The 19,063-nt window shown below is 55.3% G+C and carries 17 protein-coding genes; 3 read left to right on the forward strand and 14 right to left on the reverse strand.

Translation table 11 applies throughout. The features are described 5' to 3' along the window. Positions 1-4: 4 nt before the first annotated feature. Positions 5-499 (forward strand): TRAP transporter small permease, encoded by a 495-nt coding sequence (locus tag QMZ18_RS18765; RefSeq protein WP_282607861.1) that lies wholly within the window; start codon positions 5-7, stop codon positions 497-499. A 24-nt stretch (positions 500-523) separates the two neighbouring features. Further along, on the forward strand, positions 524-1,861 hold the full coding sequence (locus QMZ18_RS18770) for a TRAP transporter large permease (RefSeq protein WP_282607862.1): 1,338 nt from the start codon (positions 524-526) through the stop codon (positions 1,859-1,861). A gap of 83 nt (positions 1,862-1,944) precedes the next feature. Here QMZ18_RS18770 and QMZ18_RS18775 read toward each other — a convergent pair whose 3' ends face one another. From QMZ18_RS18775 to QMZ18_RS18810, 8 genes are all read right to left on the reverse strand, one after another. After that, complete coding sequence (locus QMZ18_RS18775; protein WP_282607863.1) at positions 1,945-2,727, reverse strand: aspartate/glutamate racemase family protein; 783 nt, start codon at positions 2,725-2,727, stop codon at positions 1,945-1,947. A 90-nt stretch (positions 2,728-2,817) separates the two neighbouring features. Then, a complete protein-coding gene (locus QMZ18_RS18780) occupies positions 2,818-4,059 on the reverse strand; it encodes an MFS transporter (RefSeq protein ID WP_282607864.1) in 1,242 nt (413 codons plus the stop codon). After that, a complete protein-coding gene (locus QMZ18_RS18785; RefSeq protein WP_282607865.1) occupies positions 4,056-4,424 on the reverse strand; it encodes a hypothetical protein in 369 nt (122 codons plus the stop codon). The genes QMZ18_RS18780 and QMZ18_RS18785 overlap by 4 nt, the downstream gene beginning before the upstream one ends. A gap of 70 nt (positions 4,425-4,494) precedes the next feature. Continuing rightward, on the reverse strand, positions 4,495-6,669 hold the full coding sequence (locus tag QMZ18_RS18790) for a TonB-dependent receptor (RefSeq protein WP_282607866.1): 2,175 nt from the start codon (positions 6,667-6,669) through the stop codon (positions 4,495-4,497). Between the two features lie 193 nt (positions 6,670-6,862). Next, the gene (locus tag QMZ18_RS18795) at positions 6,863-8,170 is read right to left on the reverse strand and encodes a lysine N(6)-hydroxylase/L-ornithine N(5)-oxygenase family protein (RefSeq protein ID WP_282607867.1); all 1,308 of its coding nucleotides are present in this window, start codon (positions 8,168-8,170) and stop codon (positions 6,863-6,865) included. 21 nt (positions 8,171-8,191) lie between these two features. Further along, positions 8,192-10,021 carry an IucA/IucC family siderophore biosynthesis protein gene (locus QMZ18_RS18800; protein ID WP_282607868.1) on the reverse strand — a complete coding sequence of 610 codons (1,830 nt, stop codon included), beginning with the start codon at positions 10,019-10,021 and terminating at the stop codon, positions 8,192-8,194. Next, positions 10,018-11,064: a GNAT family N-acetyltransferase gene (locus tag QMZ18_RS18805; protein WP_282607869.1), complete on the reverse strand. Its 1,047-nt coding sequence runs from the start codon at positions 11,062-11,064 to the stop codon at positions 10,018-10,020. The genes QMZ18_RS18800 and QMZ18_RS18805 overlap by 4 nt, the downstream gene beginning before the upstream one ends. A 5-nt stretch (positions 11,065-11,069) precedes the next feature. Then, on the reverse strand, positions 11,070-12,938 hold the full coding sequence (locus tag QMZ18_RS18810) for an IucA/IucC family siderophore biosynthesis protein (protein ID WP_282607870.1): 1,869 nt from the start codon (positions 12,936-12,938) through the stop codon (positions 11,070-11,072). A gap of 177 nt (positions 12,939-13,115) precedes the next feature. Between QMZ18_RS18810 and QMZ18_RS18815 the strand changes: the two genes are divergently transcribed. Further along, complete coding sequence (locus QMZ18_RS18815; protein ID WP_282607871.1) at positions 13,116-14,303, forward strand: MFS transporter; 1,188 nt, start codon at positions 13,116-13,118, stop codon at positions 14,301-14,303. A 209-nt stretch (positions 14,304-14,512) separates the two neighbouring features. On the opposite strand, the gene QMZ18_RS18820 is transcribed toward QMZ18_RS18815, so the two are convergent. From QMZ18_RS18820 to QMZ18_RS18845, 6 genes are read right to left on the reverse strand one after another with little or no spacing between them, the layout of a single operon-like run. Beyond that, entirely contained in the window at positions 14,513-15,319 is an 807-nt protein-coding gene (locus tag QMZ18_RS18820) for an IclR family transcriptional regulator (protein WP_282607872.1), read from the reverse strand. Between the two features lie 47 nt (positions 15,320-15,366). Then, positions 15,367-15,756 carry a RidA family protein gene (locus QMZ18_RS18825; protein ID WP_282607873.1) on the reverse strand — a complete coding sequence of 130 codons (390 nt, stop codon included), beginning with the start codon at positions 15,754-15,756 and terminating at the stop codon, positions 15,367-15,369. Positions 15,757-15,765: 9 nt separating this feature from the next. Beyond that, the gene (locus QMZ18_RS18830) at positions 15,766-16,536 is read right to left on the reverse strand and encodes an amino acid ABC transporter ATP-binding protein (RefSeq protein WP_282607874.1); all 771 of its coding nucleotides are present in this window, start codon (positions 16,534-16,536) and stop codon (positions 15,766-15,768) included. A gap of 9 nt (positions 16,537-16,545) precedes the next feature. Further along, on the reverse strand, positions 16,546-17,208 hold the full coding sequence (locus QMZ18_RS18835; protein ID WP_282607875.1) for an amino acid ABC transporter permease: 663 nt from the start codon (positions 17,206-17,208) through the stop codon (positions 16,546-16,548). A 9-nt stretch (positions 17,209-17,217) separates the two neighbouring features. Continuing rightward, positions 17,218-17,880 carry an amino acid ABC transporter permease gene (locus QMZ18_RS18840; protein WP_282607876.1) on the reverse strand — a complete coding sequence of 221 codons (663 nt, stop codon included), beginning with the start codon at positions 17,878-17,880 and terminating at the stop codon, positions 17,218-17,220. Positions 17,881-17,907: 27 nt separating this feature from the next. Further along, complete coding sequence (locus QMZ18_RS18845) at positions 17,908-18,714, reverse strand: transporter substrate-binding domain-containing protein (RefSeq protein WP_282607877.1); 807 nt, start codon at positions 18,712-18,714, stop codon at positions 17,908-17,910. Positions 18,715-19,063 lie beyond the last annotated feature (349 nt).

The following is a 19,063-nucleotide window of genomic DNA, read 5'->3' on the forward strand; positions in this document are numbered from 1 at the left end:
TTGTATGCGGCTGGTTGACAGGATTTGCGACGTGCTGGCGGTTTTTGCCGGTGTGAGCCTGGTTCTCATCATGTTCGCCATCGTTCTGCAGGCCACGCTTCGAACCTTCGGCTTCTCCGGCTCATCCCACATCTTTACCTTTTCCGAATACGGTTTGCTGTACATCGCAATGGCGGCGTCTCCCTGGCTCGTGCGCCTGAAGGGACACGTTTTCATCGAACTGTTCACGGCAGTGCTTCCCAACAGCTTTACGCCCCTGTTTTCGCGGATCGTGTCCGGCCTTTGCATTCTGATCTGCGTCTTTTTGGTATGGTACACCGGTGAAGCAACCTTTAAGGCCTACCGCCTCGGCGACACGGACATGCGGTCCCTGGATATGCCCAAGTGGCTGTTGCTAGGCGCCATGCCCATCTGTTTTTCGCTTATGGCCGTTCAGTTCTCGCGCTTTGTATTCGGTGCGGAAACCCTGCATTCCGGAGAGGCGGGCGTGCATGAATGATATCGCTCCACTGAGGGCCTGCTGATGGAGTGGTATTTTGCCCTCCTTTTTCTTTTGGGGCTCGTTCTCGCGTTCATGTTCGTCGGCGTTCCGATCGCGCTGGCGTTTCTCGCGGCGAATATGATCGGCGCTACCTATTTCATGGGTGGAAACGGCAGTCTCTTCGTGCAGATGTCGCGCGGTATCGGCCAACTGGCGAACAACGCCATTCCGACGGTTTCCACATTCAATCTCATGCCCGTGCCGATGTTCTTGCTGATGGGGGAAATCTTTTTCCACACCGGCCTTGCCAACAAGATGTTCGGAGCGATCGACCGGCTGATGGGGCGTATTCCGGGCCGGCTGTCTTTCGTAACGGTCGCGGGCGGCACTGCCTTTGCCACGCTGTCCGGGTCGTCGATGGGTTCGACCGCGCTGCTGGGATCCTTGATGGTCCCCGAAATGCAAAAGCGCGGATACAAAAAGCATATGGCGATCGGTCCGATCCTGGGCACCGGCGGCCTGGCCATGCTGATCCCGCCATCGGCTCTTGCAGTGCTCTTGGCGACACTTGCCAACCTGGATGTCGGCAAGCTCCTGATTGCAGGGGTGGTTCCGGGACTGGTGCTGGCCGGGTTTTATGCCGTTTTGATCCTGATCATGTGCCTTATCGACCCCGAGGCGGCGCCCTCTTACGACGTTGAATCCGCCACTTGGGTGGAACGCGCAAGACTGCTTTTCTTTGACGTCGTACCCATGATTTCGATTGTCGTTGGCGTGATCCTGCTCATTCTAAACGGCTGGGCGACACCTTCGGAATCCGCCGCCTTCGGATGCATGGGTGTCCTGCTGCTTGCAATTCTCTACAGAAAACTGACCTGGGACAGCTTCGTCAAATCGGTCACCGGGGCGCTGCGGGTCACGACGATGGCCCTGCTCATCATTTTTGGATCAGCGACCTTTTCCGCCTTGCTCGCTTTTTCCGGTGCCAGTTCGGGCCTGATCCGTTTTGCCACGGGGTTCGATCTGGATCCGATCGTAATGCTGCTTGTGATGTTCGGCATCCTTCTGGTGCTCGGCATGTTCATGGACCAGCTGTCTATGATGCTTTTGACCGTGCCGGTGTTTTTTCCCCTGGCAGAAACACTCGGGTTCGATTTGATCTGGTTTGGCGTGATCATCCTGCTGGCGCTGGAGATCAGCTTCACGACGCCGCCCTTCGGTCTGTTGCTATTCGTCATGAAAGGCGTGTCCACGCCGGGAACGACCATGCGCGACATCTACGTTGCGGCGATCCCCTTCATGGGTTGCGCAATTCTGTTGGTTGGCTTGCTGCTGATCTGGCCGGATATCGCACTCTGGCTTCCGAGCCTGGGTAAGTAGGCTGCGACCAAAGTCTGATCGTTTTTGACCGCTTTAGTGAAAAACGTGAAACAGCCTTGATGGGCGCAGCCGTATCGTTGTGGTCAGAGGCCTTTAGGATGGATCAGGAATTCTTCGATGACTTCCGGCGGGGCCTTGGCGTAGTCGGAAACGCGACTGACGCCCTGGCCGGTCAGGCGTTTCAGACTGACCGCCATCTCTGCCATTTTGACAGCGATTGGAATTCCGTTGATCACAGGGGCTTCATCGACCAGATGGTTGTGGAACTTGGAAAACAGCAGCATGGGAATACCGCCACCTGGGATCAGCACGTCGGTTCCCTGAGCGATCAGCGGTTTGGCCTGTTCTTCGAATAGGACTTTGACCTCTGCAGCGCGTTCGGCCGAATTGTAGGCCTCGAGTATCTGCCCTGGTTCGAAGGTCATCGCGTGGACGCCAGAGATCCGTTCTTTCAGGCCATATTTGCCGATCTGGTGATGGAACCAGGGGATGAAGCGTGGGTTGATCGTCACGATCCCGATGCGCTGGCCGAGCTGGCAGCAATAGAGCATCGTGGCCTCCCCCAGCGCGATCACCGGAATGTCGACCGCGGCGCGTACTTCGTAAAGCCCCGCATCCTGAAAATGCCCAACGACAAAGGCATCATACCCTTCCCGTTCTGCCTGAACCGCATTGCAGATCATTTCGCGCGCGCAGCGGAATTCAACAAGCGGGTGGGCGTAGGAATCGAAGGGGGTGATACCCCTGATGTCGACGGTGGTGCCGGGCGTGACAACTGCGTCTAAATGTTGGCCGAGCACATCCCAATAGGATTTGCCGTTCTCGTAGTCGACGTAGCTTTGATACCAGATTTTGATTGGCTTCATGATGGCGGCTGTTCCGTTGAGGGACTTTGAGTGCGGAAACAAAGTCAAACGTGAATCAGCCGGCACTTCAATGATCGATTGGTCCCGGCATTACGAATTTGCGTAGGCGGGATGGTTGCGTGGGATTTGGCGCATGCACCAGATCAAGCCGATCAGAGAGAGGAGGGTCGCCATGGCGAACAGCGGCCCGTATCCCAGGAGGTCCGCCAGTGCTCCGCTGACCATGGAAGCCATCATGTAAATCACCAATTGGGCGCATGAGAGGATCGTAAAGTCGGTGGCCGGCTGACTGCGCGAACTTGCCCCCATGTACAAGCTATAAAGCCCGACTACCTCCATGTAGCGGATAACAGTGTTAAAGAAGGCAAGGCCGATCAGAAAACTCGCTGTGACCGTTTGAGTCATGGCGGCAATTGCAAAACCTGCAAAGCACAGCGTGCGTGCGAGGCCCAGCCCGTAGAGACAGGTGAAGAGTCCGAATTTGCGGATCACCAGCGCCGCCAAAAGCGATCCCGCCAAGCCAACCGTTGCCGCTGACGCACCGCTGGTCAGGCCCACGGCGCTTAAGGACAGACCTTTGTCCACGAGAAATGGCTGCTCCATGGATTTCACGAATCCTTCACTGCAGCGATAGAGCAAGGCAAAGGACAAGACCTGCAACGCGTCCGGGCGACGCAGGAAGGCGAATAGGGAAGGGCGAGATTTAGCGGAGGCGTTCTGGCCATCTAGCGCTTTATCGTCAGCGACATCCTCTTTCATGCAGCAGATAGGCAGAGCGGCAATGCTTGAAAGCCCGGCAATGCTGAACATCATTACCTTCCAGCCGAAGTGATCGTAGAGGATCAATGCGAAGGCACTTCCGATCAGAACGCCTGCCGCGATGCTGCCCCCCTGAATGGCATTTCCGTATGCGCGTTGTTCGGGAGCGAGGACTTCGACGGCATAGCCGTCTGTTGCGATGTCCTGCGTCGAAGCGGCGAAAGCAACTAGGCAGGCGATGGCGAAGATGATGCCGATGTCGTCGGCCGGGGAAAGCTGTGACAGGATCAGGATCAACCCGATAATTATCGCTTGCATGGGTAGAATCCAGGAGCGCCGCCGCCCCAGGCGAGAGAGTTGATAACGGTCGACGAAGGGGGCCCAGAGAAATTTCAGGATCCAGGGAATCAGAAGGACACCGATTGCACCGATCATGGTCCGCGATACGCCCACTTCCCTGAAGATGGCAGGCAGGGCGGCAATGAAGAGGTAAATTGGAATGGCCTGTGCGACGTACAGGCCGGTCAGAACAGTAAGAATCCTCCGATGTGGAAAACTGTGGGTTACAGTCATGAAATCTCTGCTTGTTTTGAGCTTTGTTCATGTGCCTCAAGACAATTCACGAGGATCGGTATGGCCTGGTCTTCCTGTGGGATACGCTGCGTGGGGAAGGGCATGGCGCGAACGAAGTTATCGTCGTTCTGGTTCGGATCGATCTTCGGTCGAACTCTGACCAAGCCGAAGCAGAGTCGGGCCAGATGATCGCGGTTCCGCTTAAACCACAGTGCCTGGGCGCGGCGTGTCTCTGGGCTGACTTCTCCACTGTTGATATCGATGACCGATATGAGGCCGAAGGGTGCAGACCTCTCACCGAGCAGCGCGAGAGCTTGGAGGTAATACTCTTCATCTTGCTGAGTTACGGCTCCAGTAAGCCGCATCCAAAGAAACGGGTCTCCCGTAGTGTCGAAAACGAACATGCCTGTTAAACCCTCGAGGATTTGAGATCGATCAAAATGTACGGCTGTAACGCATGGAAACGACCCGGCCGAACCCGTTTACGGGACGATTGCGCGAAGCGCTTGCCGTCGGGTTTTCGTATTCAACGTCTAGGATGTTTTCGACACCCAGGCTGAGCGTGCCGTCCAGAAGCGGATAGTCGGCGGCCAGGTTGAAGGTCAAGGCATTGTCGATCTTGACTTGCTGGACACCGTCGTTCCGGTCGCGCGAACCGGTGTAGACGCCTTCCAGGCGAAGGTTCAAATCAAAGTCGGTTTCGTAATTGACGTAGCCAGTGAGGCGCAACGGAGGACCGATGCGGTTGTTAGGTAGATAGGAATCCAGATCGCCATCGTCGTCGGTATCTCGCTTGCCTTCGCTCCAGGAGAAGACGCCGCCGAACACCAACTGCTCGGTGATGTCCGCTTCAGCGATTGCCTCCAAGCCATAGACGCGCTCCTTCTGCTGACTGACCTGGTTGGTCGAGACGTCGAAGGTTGTCCCGAGATCGGACTCGCTGATATAGGCGCTGAGGCTGCCGCGCACCCGCTCCCATTCACCGCGCATGCCGACTTCGTAGTTGTCCACTAACTGTGCTTCAGGTGCGATGTCGGAGAAATCAACAGGGCCGACTGCTCCTAGACCGGCACGTCGCGTAAAACCACCCACGTCGGGTAGGGAATAGCCTTGAGAAAAGGCACCGAAGACCTCGACTTCGTCGCTCAGGTAGACAACGGCGCCGATATTGAACACGGTCTCGCTGTAGGTAGCTGTGCCGCCGGTAACATCAACAGCCGGCAGCGGCACCGCGACCCCTGGGGCGACCAGGAAGGAATAACTCGGCCGGGTAAAATCTTCGAGTTCAAGCTTGAATCGCTCATAACGAATGCCGCCGCGCAGTTGCAGCCAGTCCATAGGCGCAATCTCCGCCTGCACGAAACCGGCATAACTATCCTGTTCCATGGGCGCGATGGCCTCTACGCCGTCCTGAAAGTGCTGGCTGGTCTCATCATGAGTAAAGTCGAAACCCCAGGTCAGGCTTAAGCTGTCGTAGATGCTGTCCAGTTTTGTATCGACCGTGGTGCGTAGACCGAGCTGGTCGGCGGTCAAGGTTGTCTGGCCCTCATCCGGGTTGATATAGACCGCCGGATTGGCAACCGAGATCCGCGCATCGGCAAAGCGTTTTTCGATGTCGTTACGGAAGGCCTGGATTGAGAGGTTGCCCAGGGCGAACTCCGTGTCGTCGAATTTCAGTGCCTGATAGTTGGAGTCTTCGTAGATACTCTTGGCATTGTAGGGATCGGCGAAGTCGACACTGACCGGGTCAGTCGAATAGTCGCTGTAGAATTCGGGGCGTTGATCGAAGCGCGTTAACTCGGCGGTCAATTCAATGCGTTTTGAGTCGAAATCCCGGCCGACCTTCACCAGTCCGTTGTAGGAATCTCCATTTGCAAAGGCACCCTGGCCGATTAGTGGATCGTCGGGCAGACGGTCGCCGTCGCCGTCAAAAGTATCTCTGGTCATTTCGCCCGAGACGACCGCGAGGTAATCGAACAGGCTGTTATCGCCGGACAGCCGGATTGAGGCTTCCGGGGCCAGAGAGTCCTTGACGTCTGCGGTAAAGGCGCGCAGGCCGGTACTGAACCCGAGCGAGGGTTTCCCGTCGGTGGATTTCTTGGTGATGAAGTTGATCACGCCGCCGGTGGCGCCGTTGCCGTAAATACTGCTGGCGCCGTTGACCACTTCAATCCGTTCAACTTGATTGAGGTCGATCAGGGAGATAATCCGCGATACGTTGCGCAAAGGCGTATTGCGGGAAACGCCGTCGACAAGCACCTGCACACCGCGCCCCCGGAAGCTCTCGGCCGAGCCGGAAACGGTCTGATTGCTGGAAGAATAGCCGGGTACGAATTTCGACAGGATGTCCGCCGGGTCACTGGAGATCGAAAGCTGTTGCTCGATCTGTTCCCGGTCGATAACCACGACCGAGCCGGGGATGGCCGAGACGGGGCGGGGTGCACGAGTGGCCGTGTTGACAATCGGCTCCAATTCGACGGGTGCCGTGGTTTTCGAGGCCGTTGTCTTGTTTTTGCCTAGCTCCTCTTGCGCCCGACTGCTTTCTGCTACTGATACAAGGCTCGCGGCCAAAACGATCATCGATGCCTGATAGGTTAGGCGTCTACCCATGTTATCCCCCGGAATTTTGCGATTTGTGCCAGTGCGTTGGCCGTGAGTCCGCGCTGTGATTGCTCATCAGCGCAGCCGTCATCGAATGCTCAATCGCTTATTCCAGATATGCGAATAAGAATCAATCGCAATTTGTCAAAAGAGGAAAAAATATCAACGTTGGTCTCTCACAGGTAAACGTGCGAGACCAATGTCATGCCGCGACCGTGTCGGATTCTTGTGCCTGACGCGCGCTCTGCCAGTTTACGACGGGAGGACATTGCTCGATGTCATAGACCCGCCGTCCAATCAAATCGTTGACTATGGCCGCGCTACGCCAAGCCATGAGACTAAGCTGAGGATCAGCGATACCGTGGCTGTGACGCGCACAGTTCTGCATATAGATCCGACGGTCCGATGGCCCGTCCCAGAGCACTCCGAAGTTACGATTCAATTGAGGCCTGCCCTGGTTGTCGCTTTCTATGCGGGTTGCAAGCGGTTCGAGAAATTCGGGAACGAGAGTGCGGTAGCCGGTGCAGAGAACAACGATGTCGGCGGAGAGAGATTCGTCTTCGCCGACCATGTGATTACGCGTAGAAAGAGACATGCCGTCTGCCTGTTTCTGGAGTGCGAAGACCTCGCGTCCGGGCATCAGTGAAAGATTGCTCTTTCCGTTGGAGAGATGCCGCAGCTGGTAGAGCAGGTGATAGATCTCGCGCAGGGTGGACGGAGAGATGCCGTCGCTCTTGAGCTTTTGCTCGTCCACGACACATGGCTTTCGCCCCTCGGGTAAATCGAAGAATCGTTGCAGGTAATCCGGCGTGAAAATCTCGTTGGCGAAGTGTGTCTCGTCGAGCGGGTCGAAGTTCGGTCGCCGGCTGATCCAGTTCACCGAAGCTGCCGTTCCGAAGAGGCCTTGCGCCAGGGCGAGGAAGACCTCGGCGCCGGTCTGACCACCACCGACGACGGCGACCCGCTTGCCGGTGATATCCCGCGATTGCTGGAGGATCTCGCTGGCATGAAAACAGCGTTCACCGAGATGCGTGTTGGCCCAGTCGGGAAGGTTTGCAGTGTTGCCCGTGGCGATACAGAGGTTGGCCGTGGTTGCAGTACCCTGATCGCTGCGCACGACGAATCTTGTCCCGTCAAAATCGATTTCACGTACTGGACAGGAGAAATGAAGCCCATCGAGTCTTTTTGCCACCCACGCAAGATAGTCAGCGAACTCGCTGCGGCCGATGTTGTCGAATGCGGCGTTGACGAAGTCGTAGAAGCGCTTCTTCGCCACGAGATAGGAAAGAAAGGAGTGAGGACTGGTCGGATCGACGGCTGTGACCAGGTCCTTCAGGAACGAGGTTTGCAGGCGCGCTCCGGGCAGCATGAGACCGGGATGCCAGTTGAAGTGCGACCGGCGATCCAAGAAGCGAGTCCTGAAATTCGTGACCGGCACCAGCAGTGCCGCCAGGCTGAGGTTTGAGGGGCCGATGCCGACACCGATCAGATCATGGGATGGCTGTGTCATGGAAGAAAATGTTCCTCTTATTCAGACCTTGTGGGCCAAGGTTTCATCGAAATGGTACAGGGGATTGTCGAGATCGTTTCCGACCGCTGGTGTCGGCCGCTGACTCGAGTCGGCGTAGCCGATCTCGAAGCGGGCCTTGTTGAGACACACGCGCGGGATCTTCGGCGTAAAGAGATCCAGAAGATCGAAACGCAGTTTCAAATCTGGATGGTCGCGCTGATACGCGCGCAGCCGGCCGGCCAGTAGTCTGTAGAACTCTGACTCCTTTAATAGACCGCAAGCCTCGGTGGCATCCGACACGAAACGTAGGACCGTCACGAAGTGCCCCGTCTGGATATTGTGGATGATGACTTCGGGCCGTTTTCTGGGCAGGACGCGACGGATGTCTTCGGGCAGGCTCTCCAATTCCTCGAAGGGCCGGTCGACGAGATCCAGATCGCCTTGAAAGTCCTTGACGATCAGCGCCGCCGGAACCCAATCGCGTAGGACCACTGAAATGTTCTGGCCATGAGCGATAAAGGATACCCCGTGCCGACAGAGGAAGTGATAGAGCGGGACGGTAACCTCGTCGAAGAGTTTGGTTAGCCATGCCTCAGGGCCCAGGCCTGACCGCTCGATGTATTCTGCAATCATCGGGCGGCCATCGGAGTCAGAGTGATGTAGGGCAGACAGCATGATTGCACGCTCGTTTTCTCCGAGCTTGGCATCGACTCGTTCCCGCCAAATCACTCCGAGCCCTTCGTGATAGCGATAAGGCAGGTCTTCGATTCGCTTAAACGTCGCATTTTCGACATGTGACCCTGCAACTTCTCGCAACACCAATGCGCGGTGAACCTGCGAAAGGAAAGGGTCGCCGGCCACCAGATTCTCAAGCCAGTCTGATAGGCGGGGGCCGACGGGAATGTAGCGTCCGGGAATGCCGCGATAGCAAGAGGTGTTGAGGATCGTCAGTGATAGCTTGATGTCGTATCGCGTTGCACGACTGCAATTGGTCAGTGTGCGCAATGAAGGCTGGGCGAGAAAACGATCACCAACTGCGTCGAGATAAAGGATGCGGTTCCTGGCGAGATCCTCCGCAAACCAATGCGAGATAACGTTGTCCCATTGCCAAGGGTGGACAGGGACGAGCGCATGCGTTTCGGTCGAGGCGCCTTTCTCCGTCAGAAGGCCGTGTAATCGCTCAGCATCCGCATTATCCATCGCGTCTATGAATAGCTCGCTCTCCGTAAACCCATCTGCGTGTGCCGCTTTTGTGATTTCTTGGGAGACTGCCAGCCAGACCAGTTGAAAGGCGGCGCCGAACTCTGGCGCGTAGGCGCGAAAGTCGTCCTGTCCCCAGCCGATGCGACCCTTGCTGGTGACGGCTTTGGGGTGTCCTTCGAGGCGGGCCTGTAGGTCGATCTCTGTCATTTCTGCCATTGCGCCGGTGGTCACGCCTGCGTTCAGAATCGCAAGCTGATGATCAGCGATCGAAGTGTTTTGCAGTTCACGCAGGTACCAGGCCAAGTCCGCGGGTGTCATTGCGATCTCTTCCCGGGCGTCGGCAACGAAGCGGAAGATATTGATCTCTCCAGCACTGTCATCGTCCGCGACCCGTTCGATGCTCGCGGGATCGACTGAAATGTTGCCCCAGATTCTCTCAACGCCCCGAAAGCGGTATCGGATGCCCGAGCTCAAGGTAAGAAGCCAGGCGTTCTTGTCCGGAAGCAGTGCCGGGATAAAAACCTCTTCATAGGCCAGTTCACTGAGGGCCTTGGCGACGAGCTTGCGTTGTATCAGCAACCAGATTTGCCGATCGATACCGGAGTCCGCCTCCGCATCTTGCGGCATGTTGACTGCCAGCGCGGTCATAGTTGTACCGTTTCAAAGAAGGTTTCCCGATCGCAGTGCATCAGCGCAGAGCGCTTGTGGGGGAAATCGAATTCCTTGACCTTGTAATAGGCAACGGCGTCGGCGTACCGCAGCAGCTTCGTATGCGAAGCCTTGGGTTCGCCGACCACTTTTCGGGTTCGGATGTCATCTATAAAGAGGTAATGAGTTACCGCGCGCAGCCAGGCCAAAGTCTTGGCGTGACCCAGATGCCGGCGGTTGCCGACAAGGCCGTGCCAGCCTCGGTCGAAATCGTCGGCGTCGTAGTAAGAACCGAGCCGGTCTTCCTTGGCCCAGTAGATCTCAAAGTAACCGAAGGGATCGCCATCGAAGCAGCCGATCAGTCCGAAGGCATGAGGGTCGTGTTTCAGGTTGTCGAGATACTCCGCCAATGCAGATTCCGACTGCGCAAGTTCCCAGAAGAACGCGACACGTCCGTCGTTCATCCAATTGTGAAATGTGCCGAGATCTCTCTCTCGGTCGATAGCTCGGAACGATACCGTCATGCCGAGCGTGGGATCGAAACGCTCGTAGACCAAGCCCGCGGGCTCCGGAGGACGAAGGGGGTGCTTGATCTTGCCGATCTCGGTGGTGCTGGTCAGCGGATAGCTGCTGGAACAGCGGCTGCGCAGCCAGGGGGCAGCGCTCTGGAAAAAGGTCTTTCGTTCGCAGTTGAGTGCGCCATCTTTTGCCGACATTGAGTCCGGCGACAACAATGCCAGCTCGTGATCGCCGTGAAGCGTCAGGCCGATGAGGTCCCGGTCAAGTGAAATACAATTGGTGTCCCGTAAGGCGGCGAAGGCGCGCTCGATCAGACGCAGCAATAGCGGCGGTTGCGTCACCCAGGTGTTGGAGGCGGGAGTGTCGGGTAATGACAGCGCAACAGAATTGGGCTTGGCCGTGTTGCGCCGGACGTCGACGCGTTGCGTGCCGTCGGAATCGAGCGAGAGACTCTGCTCGGAATGTACGTCGAGGGAAGCCTCTTGGTGAGAGAGGTCTTGAAGTCTGGTTTGCAGCATCTGCATTTTGCTTATCCCGTTTTGGCGAAGCCGGTTTCGGAGAGGCCCATATCGCTCGTCTCTGTGCAGGCAACGCCCGTGTCAGCAGTCAAGGCAATGGGATTGGGCATAGGCACGTAAACGGCCAGTTGATCTTCGCCTTCGTGGCTTTCGTTAATGTCACGGAGACAGGTGAGAAAGTTGCCTTTCGACCAGATCACCGGTTCGTCGATCAGCTTGTTTACGAAACTCGGGTCGCGTAGGCCGTTGCGGCGCAGGCCGACGAGAAATTCCCTGAGCAGCACGAAGAGCGTTGCTTCTTCCACCAGTCGGGTCTGAGCCAACGAAGCAATCACGTTGAAGACGTTGTTGACGATCAGGTAGTAGCCGAAGAGACGATGGCCGAGGTCATCGTCGACCGTGTTCTGCGCGTTACCACCGATCTCAGGAAGGAACTGTTTCAGTGTGTCATGGGCGCTGCTGCTATGCCCGGTGCCTTGGCAATCCCGGTAGTAGACGCGCGACGGATAGTCGTTCTCCAACACCAGAACCGTATTTTGCTGATGCGCGCCAAACAGCAGGCCGTAGTCCGCATGAATCTGCAGGAAGGGGCCAATCGCAACCTCAAGGAAGCGGTTGAACCATTGCAAGGCCAGGTTCTCGGGAGACTTTTCTTCGCGCTGGCTGAGGCGATGGATCAGCTCTGCAAGCCGACTGTTCTCGCCATGAGGATGGTCCTGACAAAGACCGGCGAGGACTTCTGTGTTGGTGACGGCATCGCCTCTGAAGGGATTTTGACGGAATAGAACCGCGCTCTCGCGGATCGTCTCGCCGTTGTCATCGCGCAATGCCATGTGAATAGGCTCGCTCAGAATTCCGAAGGTCGGGAAGCGATCCGAGATTTCCTGCCAGAGCGGTGTCGAAAAGAGCCGGTGGATCTGCTTTCCGCGCTCCCACTCTTTGGGCAACAGAACGCGTACCGAGTTGGTCAGGCGGACGCTGAGCGAAAACTTCAGCATATAAGGGGCGTTTGCGTTGTAGATACTGCGCACAGACGATGTTGGTTTGAAGACTGAACCCACCTCGCCAAGATCGATAAGATCACCGTTGGCGAGCATTGCCCTGATCTTTGGCTGGGACAACAAGTGCTTTACCTGCCAGGGATGCATCGGCATCGGCAAGTGCTGCGGCGCATTTTCGATCAGGGTGAGTGCGTGTTCGGGAAACTCAAAGTCGGAAGCAATAAGGTCCTCGAGAGCCTGCCGAAGGGGCAGGTCGTTCGTCCCCTCTGCATCCAGGCGGTGCCGGTGAACCAGCATCCAACGCAAAGGAAAGGAGGTGGCGAATTCCGGCGTTAGGGCGCGGACCTCTTCATCCGTAAGCTCGTCGTGGCTTTTCGGTGTCGGATGCACCGGATGCCCCAGCAGGAGAGACTGTTCCGATTCGATAAACGTCAGCGGTTCCTTGAAGAGTCGTAGCAGGTCGTTATTCCGAAATTCGATTGAATCCGACAGGCTGTGCATGCTGTCGAGAAGCCGGCTCAAAAAGAGATTGCGCACCGCGGGTGACACCGCGCCAACGATGTCTTCTTCATGGCTGATCAAGACAGCGAGGCTCAAGAGATCGATCGGGTGTGCCGTGTCGCGAGTTGCCCCGAGAAGAAGCGGTGGCGAGAAGCTGTGCCGCCCAGCTCGGGAACAGTATTTCAAGCCGATAAAGACGGTCATGCCGAGAGAGGTGAGGGGGAGAGCCAGGAGGCCAGCATCCGCCGCCTTTTCACCCGACGACAAGATATCTGGCCGCGGCGGCGTGCGGCGGTGAACCGTCCAGTTCGAGTATTCCCGCAACAATGCGTTGAGAAATGCCGATATTGAGGGGCCGGAATTTAGGGAGATGCGCATCATACAACCTGAAAAAAGATGTCGCCGATGGGCAGTTTAATAATGCAAATGATTCTTATTTGCAATAATGAAGTTTCCTTTTTATAGTGATTTTTTCAAGGCATAGAGAACGGATATCATATTAAATTGATTGAATTTTCAGGAATATCCAAACGACAAATCGATAGCTCGACGTCAATGGCTTCTACGACGATGGTGGCGCTGTGTCTGGCATTGATTGCAACCACCATCGGCCAGACGGTTCTGTTTGTTATGGTTCCCGTAATTGGCGAAATCACTAAAATCGGACTTGGCGGAATTAGCTTGGCCATAACGGCCGGTATTTTCGCGTTTACTATCGCGGCTCCAATGTGGGGACGGATCAGCGACAGCATTGGCCGGCGCAAAGTCATGCTATTTGGCTGCGCCGGTGTGGTCTTGGGACACGGGGGCGTTGCTCTGACAGTTGAGATGGCGGCGCGTGATCTCGCAGAACCGGACCTGTCACTTGTCTTCTTGACAGCTTTCCGGCTGGTCCACGGTGTTTCAGCAGCGGCGCTCATGCCAATTGCCCAGGCCTGGGTTGCCGATATCCACGATGAGTCAGCGCATTTGTCAAAATTTGGCGTCCTGCGGCTGTCGATGACGGCAGGGCGACTCGCAGGTCCCCCCCTTGCAGCCGTCCTGATGCTTCTGGCGCCATTGACCCCTATCTACTTCCTCTGTGTTTTCGCGTTGGCCGCTTTTTTCCTTGTATCGATGTGCAGTGACCCGGAAAAGCGGCGGACAGCGGAACAATCGTCAAGCGGCAGCTCAACTACTGTTGCCGTTCCCCTGCTGCTTGCCGTTGTGGTCCTGCTGTCGCTAATGGTTGGACAGCTTCAGTTCACGATGGGACCTCACGTACAGGTGCGCCTAGGTCTTGATGCCGTCCACGCCAGCCAGTTTGTTGGGTTGCTCCTGACCGCCGCCGCCCTAGCGGCCCTGGCGGTTCAGGTCTTTGTGGTCAAGCACTTGCGGGATTGCGCACTCGGCACCCTGGTGGCCTCGAGTATGATTGCGAGTGGCGCAGTTGTGCTTGTGTTCTGGGGTGAGGCCCGTTTGCTGTTCGTCTTGGGGGCAATATTTGCGGGCACGGCCATGGCTGCCGCCCTGCCGGCCTGTGCAGCCCTTATCTCGGTGTCGGCAGCCCGGGATCGTCTTGGCAGGGTGATGGGCGCGTTCGGCTCAGCACAAACCATTGGCTACGCCATCGGCGCTGCCTTGGGCGGCCTCTACGATATTGCTCCTATGGTTTCTTTCGGTTTTTCGTTCTGCGCGCCGTTTATGGCTTTGCTGGTAACCTGCATTTTCGCGACGACCAAAAATCCCCTGTGTAAAATCTGATCGTTGACACGCCTGCGCGCGCTGAGCGTCTAACACCCGTAGTACCAGAGTCTTTTTAACGTCGATGAAAGGTGTTTTTTACTACCGACTGACACTGCACCTTTGAGAAGCAAGTACAGTGATTTCCTATGAAGATTGTCAATTCGCCGATGAACAACTACTGGTTTTGTCCGTGAAGTCAGCATTCGTCGAGTTCGTCGTCGAAGCTACTACTCTGCGGCCAACCCATTGAATATAGGATCGAGCTTCAATTCACTGGTCAGATCTTTTGCGGCCTGGATAAGGACGTCCCGATACATCGGAAAATTGGATTGGGCGTCCTGCTTGGGCGCAATGAGGCAAACAGTCGCTACGCAGTGTCCATTGCTTTCATTGATGGGAGCCGCGAAACAGTGTGTGTAAGTGTCGGCTACACTGTCGAAAGAAAAAAACCCCTCTGCATGGGCAGCTCGAATGCTCGTAATATAGTCCGATTTGTCCAGGTGCGTGCCGTCGGGCAGTACAAAGTCCTCATCAGGAACAAACTCGAGAATTTCAGTGTCAGTCATATGTCCAAGAAGCAGACGCCCCGATGCCGTCCATGGAATTGGGATCCTTTCTCCAACGTCCGCACTGATCCTAAACTGGCGGCTCCCCTCGTTCATCATGACTACCGTATATTTATTACCGTCAATCATGCACAGTTGAGAGGTCTCGCGGGTCCTATCCGTAAGACGTTCCAGCACAGGTAGGGCCAGTCGGGTCAGGTCAAAATTATCGAGATAGCCTAAACCCCAAAAATGTAGCTTGCGCCCCAAAAAAACGCGACCTTCGTCGTCTGTGCGCTCCAGCACACCGAGGCCTGTCAGAATCCCCACTAACTCGTAAACAGACGATTTTGGTGCTTCCATGCCCACAGCGATTTCAAAAGGGCGCTTGGGCTCCTTGCCTGCGTGCAGATAATCAATAATTGCAAATGCGCGTTCCAACCCGCGGGCTCGGCTCTTTTTGGCCGGTTTGGTGTCATCATCGCGCATTTCATTTCCTTAAATATTCAGCATTCAGCCAATATAGAGCCCTGCGATCAGCTTGTCTTGCGGTAAGCAATACAGTCAACTTCAACCTTGCAATCGACTACCATTGCCGACTGAACGCAGGCTCTTGCTGGTGGGTTCTCGCCAAAATACTCAGCAAACACTTTGTTAAAGCTCCAAAAATCCCTTGGATCGTCCAGCCAAACCCCGATACGCATGATATCGGCGATGGAGTAGCCGGCATTCTCCAGAATCTCTACTAAATTTCTGATCGCCTGATGCGCCTGTGGGACGATACCCCCGTCGATCACTTCGCCACTCACCATCGGCGTCTGGCCGGACACATACAACCATCCTTCGGCTTCAGTGGCTTGGGCAAATGGCAGAACCTGCTGACCAGACCCTTTGGACTCGTTTAGACCGTGCCTCTTAATCGTCATGTTTTCTCCTCACGAAAACTTTGAGCTTTTCAGGAATGCCGCAAGCCGCTCGGATTTTGGTTGTCTAAAGAGCTGGTCAGGCGGCCCTTCTTCACCAATTCGGCCATCATCCATGAAAATCACCTTGCTTGAGACATCATGTGCGAACTGCATTTCATGGGTGACAAGCAGCATGGTCATTCCGTCTTTGGCTAGATCACGAACAACTGACAGAACCTCGTTCACCAGTTCCGGGTCCAGTGCAGATGTCACTTCGTCAAATAGCATCAGTTGTGGGTTCATTGCGATAGCGCGCGCTATCGCGACCCTTTGTTGCTGTCCCCCTGATAGTTGCCCAGGGTAATGGTCGCGCCGAGCGAGCATGCCAACTCGTTCAAGCCATTTTTCTGCAACGGAATGCGCTTCGTCCTTTTTCATGCGCCGTGTCTTGATAAGGCCCAGCATGACATTGTGCATCGCAGTCATATGCGGAAACAGATTGAAATGCTGGAACGCCATACCGGTCATAGCGCGCTGGCGCGCAATTTCTCTTTCGGAAAGCCGCACCCGTTTGCCATTTTTTTTTGTGTAGCCTATCTGTTCACCGGCCACCGCGACGACACCGTCCTCGTATTCTTCAAGCAGGTTTACACAACGCAACAGCGTGGTCTTTCCGGAGCCGCTGGACCCAATAAGGCTTACAACATCGCCTTGGTGCATTGTGAGGTTGATGCCTTTCAGAACTTCCAGGGCGCCAAAACGTTTGTGCAGATCTACTATTTCTAAGACCGGTGATGACATCTGGAAACCTTAGGTGGGGATTGCAATTTTTCTCTCGACAATGCGCCCGGCCTTTTCAATCACGAAATTGATCAGGAAGAAGACAAAGCCAGCAAAAAAATACAGCTCCAAGCTGAGATATGTCCGGGAGATCACTTGCTGTACGGATAGCAGCAACTCAACAACCCCGATGATCGACAGAAGCGTCGACGCTTTGACAATTTCGGTGGCCGTGTTGACCCAGGTGGGAAGGATCTGACGCAGGGCTTGTGGCAACAGCACTGAAAAGAACGTGGTCCGAAACGTCAATCCGATTGATTTTGCGGCTTCAGTCTGACCTGGCGGAATGGCTTGCAAAGCACCACGCACGATCTCTCCTACGTGCGAGCTGCAAAAGAGCATCAGCGCAAAGATGCCGGCCTGAAAGGCCGTTAGCTGGAGGCCAATCACCGAAAGGATATAGAAGCACGCCAGAATCAGCACAAAGACGGGCGTTCCGCGCAGAAAATCGGAGTAAACACGAACAAAAAACCGGACAATTCGACCGCCGTAAGACAGCAGCAACCCGACGCCAACGCCCAGAGCCGTACCAAACAGAATTGAGAGACCTGAGATTAAAAGCGTGTTGGCGATACCATCGAGGATCGGCCAGCGTGCGGCCCAAATAGCATCAAATGCCCGAACTATTTCCATGGATTCGGCCTATCTAGGGATCGCAAGGCGTGTTTCGACTTGCCGTAGGACAGCTGCAATCACGTAGCAGGCCAATACATACATCAAGCTGGCGATCATCCAGGTTTCGATCACTCGGAATGTTTCGACATTTATCTTGCGCGCATAAAACGTAAGCTCCGGCACAGCAATGGCCGCGGCCAGCGAGGTATCCTTGAAAAGCGAGATGAAATTGTTGCTGAGAGACGGAAGCACATTCCGGAACATGACTGGAATTATGAGATTAAGCTTCGTCCCGAATTCGGTCAGTCCGATCGACAATCCTGCCTCTCGAAGGCCGGTCGGCAATGCAATGAGACCAGCCCGAAAAACCTCGGTCAGGTAGGCCCCGGAATAAACTGAAAGCGTTACAATAAACGATTCTATCTTGCCAAAGCGGATGCCCAGCTGTGGCAAGGCGAAGAAGGTAAAAAGGATCAATACGAGAATCGGTGTATTCCGGATCGCAGAAACATAGCCTGCTGACACCCAGCGGATCGCTCTGTTTTTTGATAACATCCCGAAGGCGGCCAACAGACCAATAAAACAACCAATGGCGATGGAGATGACTGCCAGGATCAGACCTAATCCAAGACCCGACATCAGTAGGTCAAAGTCACGCCACACCGCCGCAAAGTTGAAATTATAGTCCATTGAAAGCCCTCGGGGAATTCGCGCCGATTACTTGAATTCGACGGGGAAACCGATCTTCGGTGGTGACAGTTCTGCACCGAACCATTTTTTGAAAGATGCGGCATAGGTATTAAATTCCACCCCGGTCATTGCTTCGTGCAGAACGGAGTTCACGAAATTCAGCCAGCGTTGATCGCCTGGCTTGACTGCACAGCTGTAGCTTTGCGGGTTCCACCCATAGCCTGCATCAAGGTAGCGATCTGGATTTTGTGCTATAAACCAGCTCAGCGAGGACTGGTCGGTTGCTGCCGCTGCCGAACGCCCGGAGTTAAGCGCCTGATACATCAGATCAACGCTTTCATATTGATCAACTGAAGCTTCGGGAAGTGCGGCGTGAACCATTTCCTCTGCGTACACGTTCTGCAAAACCGACACCGTGACGTCGTCTCCTGCCGCCAGAAGCTCTGCGTGATTTGCATAGTCACCGTTGGCCATCAACATCAAGCCGACACCTTCACGGTAATAGGGATGCGTGAATTCAACCTGCTGAGCGCGACCGGCCGTTACGGTCATGAACTGGCAAGTGACATCTACTTTGTCAGTGGCCAGATTCGGAATTCGCGCATCACCTGACTGGTTCACGAATTCGATCTTGGTCGGGTCATCAAACAGGCCCTTCGCAATCAAGCGAAGCATATCAATGTCAAAACCAACCAGTTCGTTGTTTTCGTCTTTGAAGTGCCACGGAGCGTTAGTGCTGCCCGAACCGGCGATCAAGTAACCGCGGTCCAGCACGTCCTGCAACTTGTCTGCAAGTGCGATGCTGCCCGACGAGCAAAGAACGAGGGCGGCCATTCCGAATGTTGACAGTTTCCTCAGCATAATTTCCTCCTCATTTATCTATTCCACTATTATGGACTTAAACACATTATTATGGAATAGAGGCTGTCTCGCTGTGATGCCTTTGTCAACAAAAACCGGATTGTGTTGACTGCAGGGGGCGGCTTGGCACCGAATACTTCGGCCGCGATGTTCACGCGGCAAAGTTTGAGCGATGCGCAACCTCGTGTGCGATACGCTTGTGCGCACCAGTTGCTCGAGGGTAGTTTTCTGATGCTTGACGCACTTGCGCACCCTGAGGATTTGTGGGCAATAAGCTATGCGTCAGGAGGTCAAACTGGGTCTAAAGTTGCGTAGATTGCGC

Origin of the sequence: Pelagibius sp. Alg239-R121 (assembly GCF_947331435.1) — a bacterium.
In the GTDB taxonomy this organism is placed as follows: domain Bacteria; phylum Pseudomonadota; class Alphaproteobacteria; order Kiloniellales; family Kiloniellaceae; genus Denitrobaculum.

What these genes read in the sequence shown, in the direction of transcription:
- QMZ18_RS18800 (WP_282607868.1), bottom strand. Translation starts at nt 10,021, where the DNA reads ATGACCGCGCTGGCAGTCAACATGCCGCAAGATGCGGAGGCGGACTCC.
- QMZ18_RS18770 (WP_282607862.1), top strand. Translation starts at nt 524, where the DNA reads ATGGAGTGGTATTTTGCCCTCCTTTTTCTTTTGGGGCTCGTTCTCGCG.
- QMZ18_RS18840 (WP_282607876.1), bottom strand. Translation starts at nt 17,880, where the DNA reads ATGGACTATAATTTCAACTTTGCGGCGGTGTGGCGTGACTTTGACCTA.
- QMZ18_RS18805 (WP_282607869.1), bottom strand. Translation starts at nt 11,064, where the DNA reads ATGCAGATGCTGCAAACCAGACTTCAAGACCTCTCTCACCAAGAGGCT.
- QMZ18_RS18780 (WP_282607864.1), bottom strand. Translation starts at nt 4,059, where the DNA reads ATGACTGTAACCCACAGTTTTCCACATCGGAGGATTCTTACTGTTCTG.
- QMZ18_RS18790 (WP_282607866.1), bottom strand. Translation starts at nt 6,669, where the DNA reads ATGGGTAGACGCCTAACCTATCAGGCATCGATGATCGTTTTGGCCGCG.
- QMZ18_RS18820 (WP_282607872.1), bottom strand. Translation starts at nt 15,319, where the DNA reads ATGCGCGATGATGACACCAAACCGGCCAAAAAGAGCCGAGCCCGCGGG.
- QMZ18_RS18810 (WP_282607870.1), bottom strand. Translation starts at nt 12,938, where the DNA reads ATGCGCATCTCCCTAAATTCCGGCCCCTCAATATCGGCATTTCTCAAC.
- QMZ18_RS18785 (WP_282607865.1), bottom strand. Translation starts at nt 4,424, where the DNA reads ATGCGGCTTACTGGAGCCGTAACTCAGCAAGATGAAGAGTATTACCTC.
- QMZ18_RS18825 (WP_282607873.1), bottom strand. Translation starts at nt 15,756, where the DNA reads ATGACGATTAAGAGGCACGGTCTAAACGAGTCCAAAGGGTCTGGTCAG.
- QMZ18_RS18765 (WP_282607861.1), top strand. Translation starts at nt 5, where the DNA reads ATGCGGCTGGTTGACAGGATTTGCGACGTGCTGGCGGTTTTTGCCGGT.
- QMZ18_RS18830 (WP_282607874.1), bottom strand. Translation starts at nt 16,536, where the DNA reads ATGTCATCACCGGTCTTAGAAATAGTAGATCTGCACAAACGTTTTGGC.
- QMZ18_RS18835 (WP_282607875.1), bottom strand. Translation starts at nt 17,208, where the DNA reads ATGGAAATAGTTCGGGCATTTGATGCTATTTGGGCCGCACGCTGGCCG.
- QMZ18_RS18795 (WP_282607867.1), bottom strand. Translation starts at nt 8,170, where the DNA reads ATGACACAGCCATCCCATGATCTGATCGGTGTCGGCATCGGCCCCTCA.
- QMZ18_RS18815 (WP_282607871.1), top strand. Translation starts at nt 13,116, where the DNA reads ATGGCTTCTACGACGATGGTGGCGCTGTGTCTGGCATTGATTGCAACC.
- QMZ18_RS18775 (WP_282607863.1), bottom strand. Translation starts at nt 2,727, where the DNA reads ATGAAGCCAATCAAAATCTGGTATCAAAGCTACGTCGACTACGAGAAC.
- QMZ18_RS18845 (WP_282607877.1), bottom strand. Translation starts at nt 18,714, where the DNA reads ATGGCCGCCCTCGTTCTTTGCTCGTCGGGCAGCATCGCACTTGCAGAC.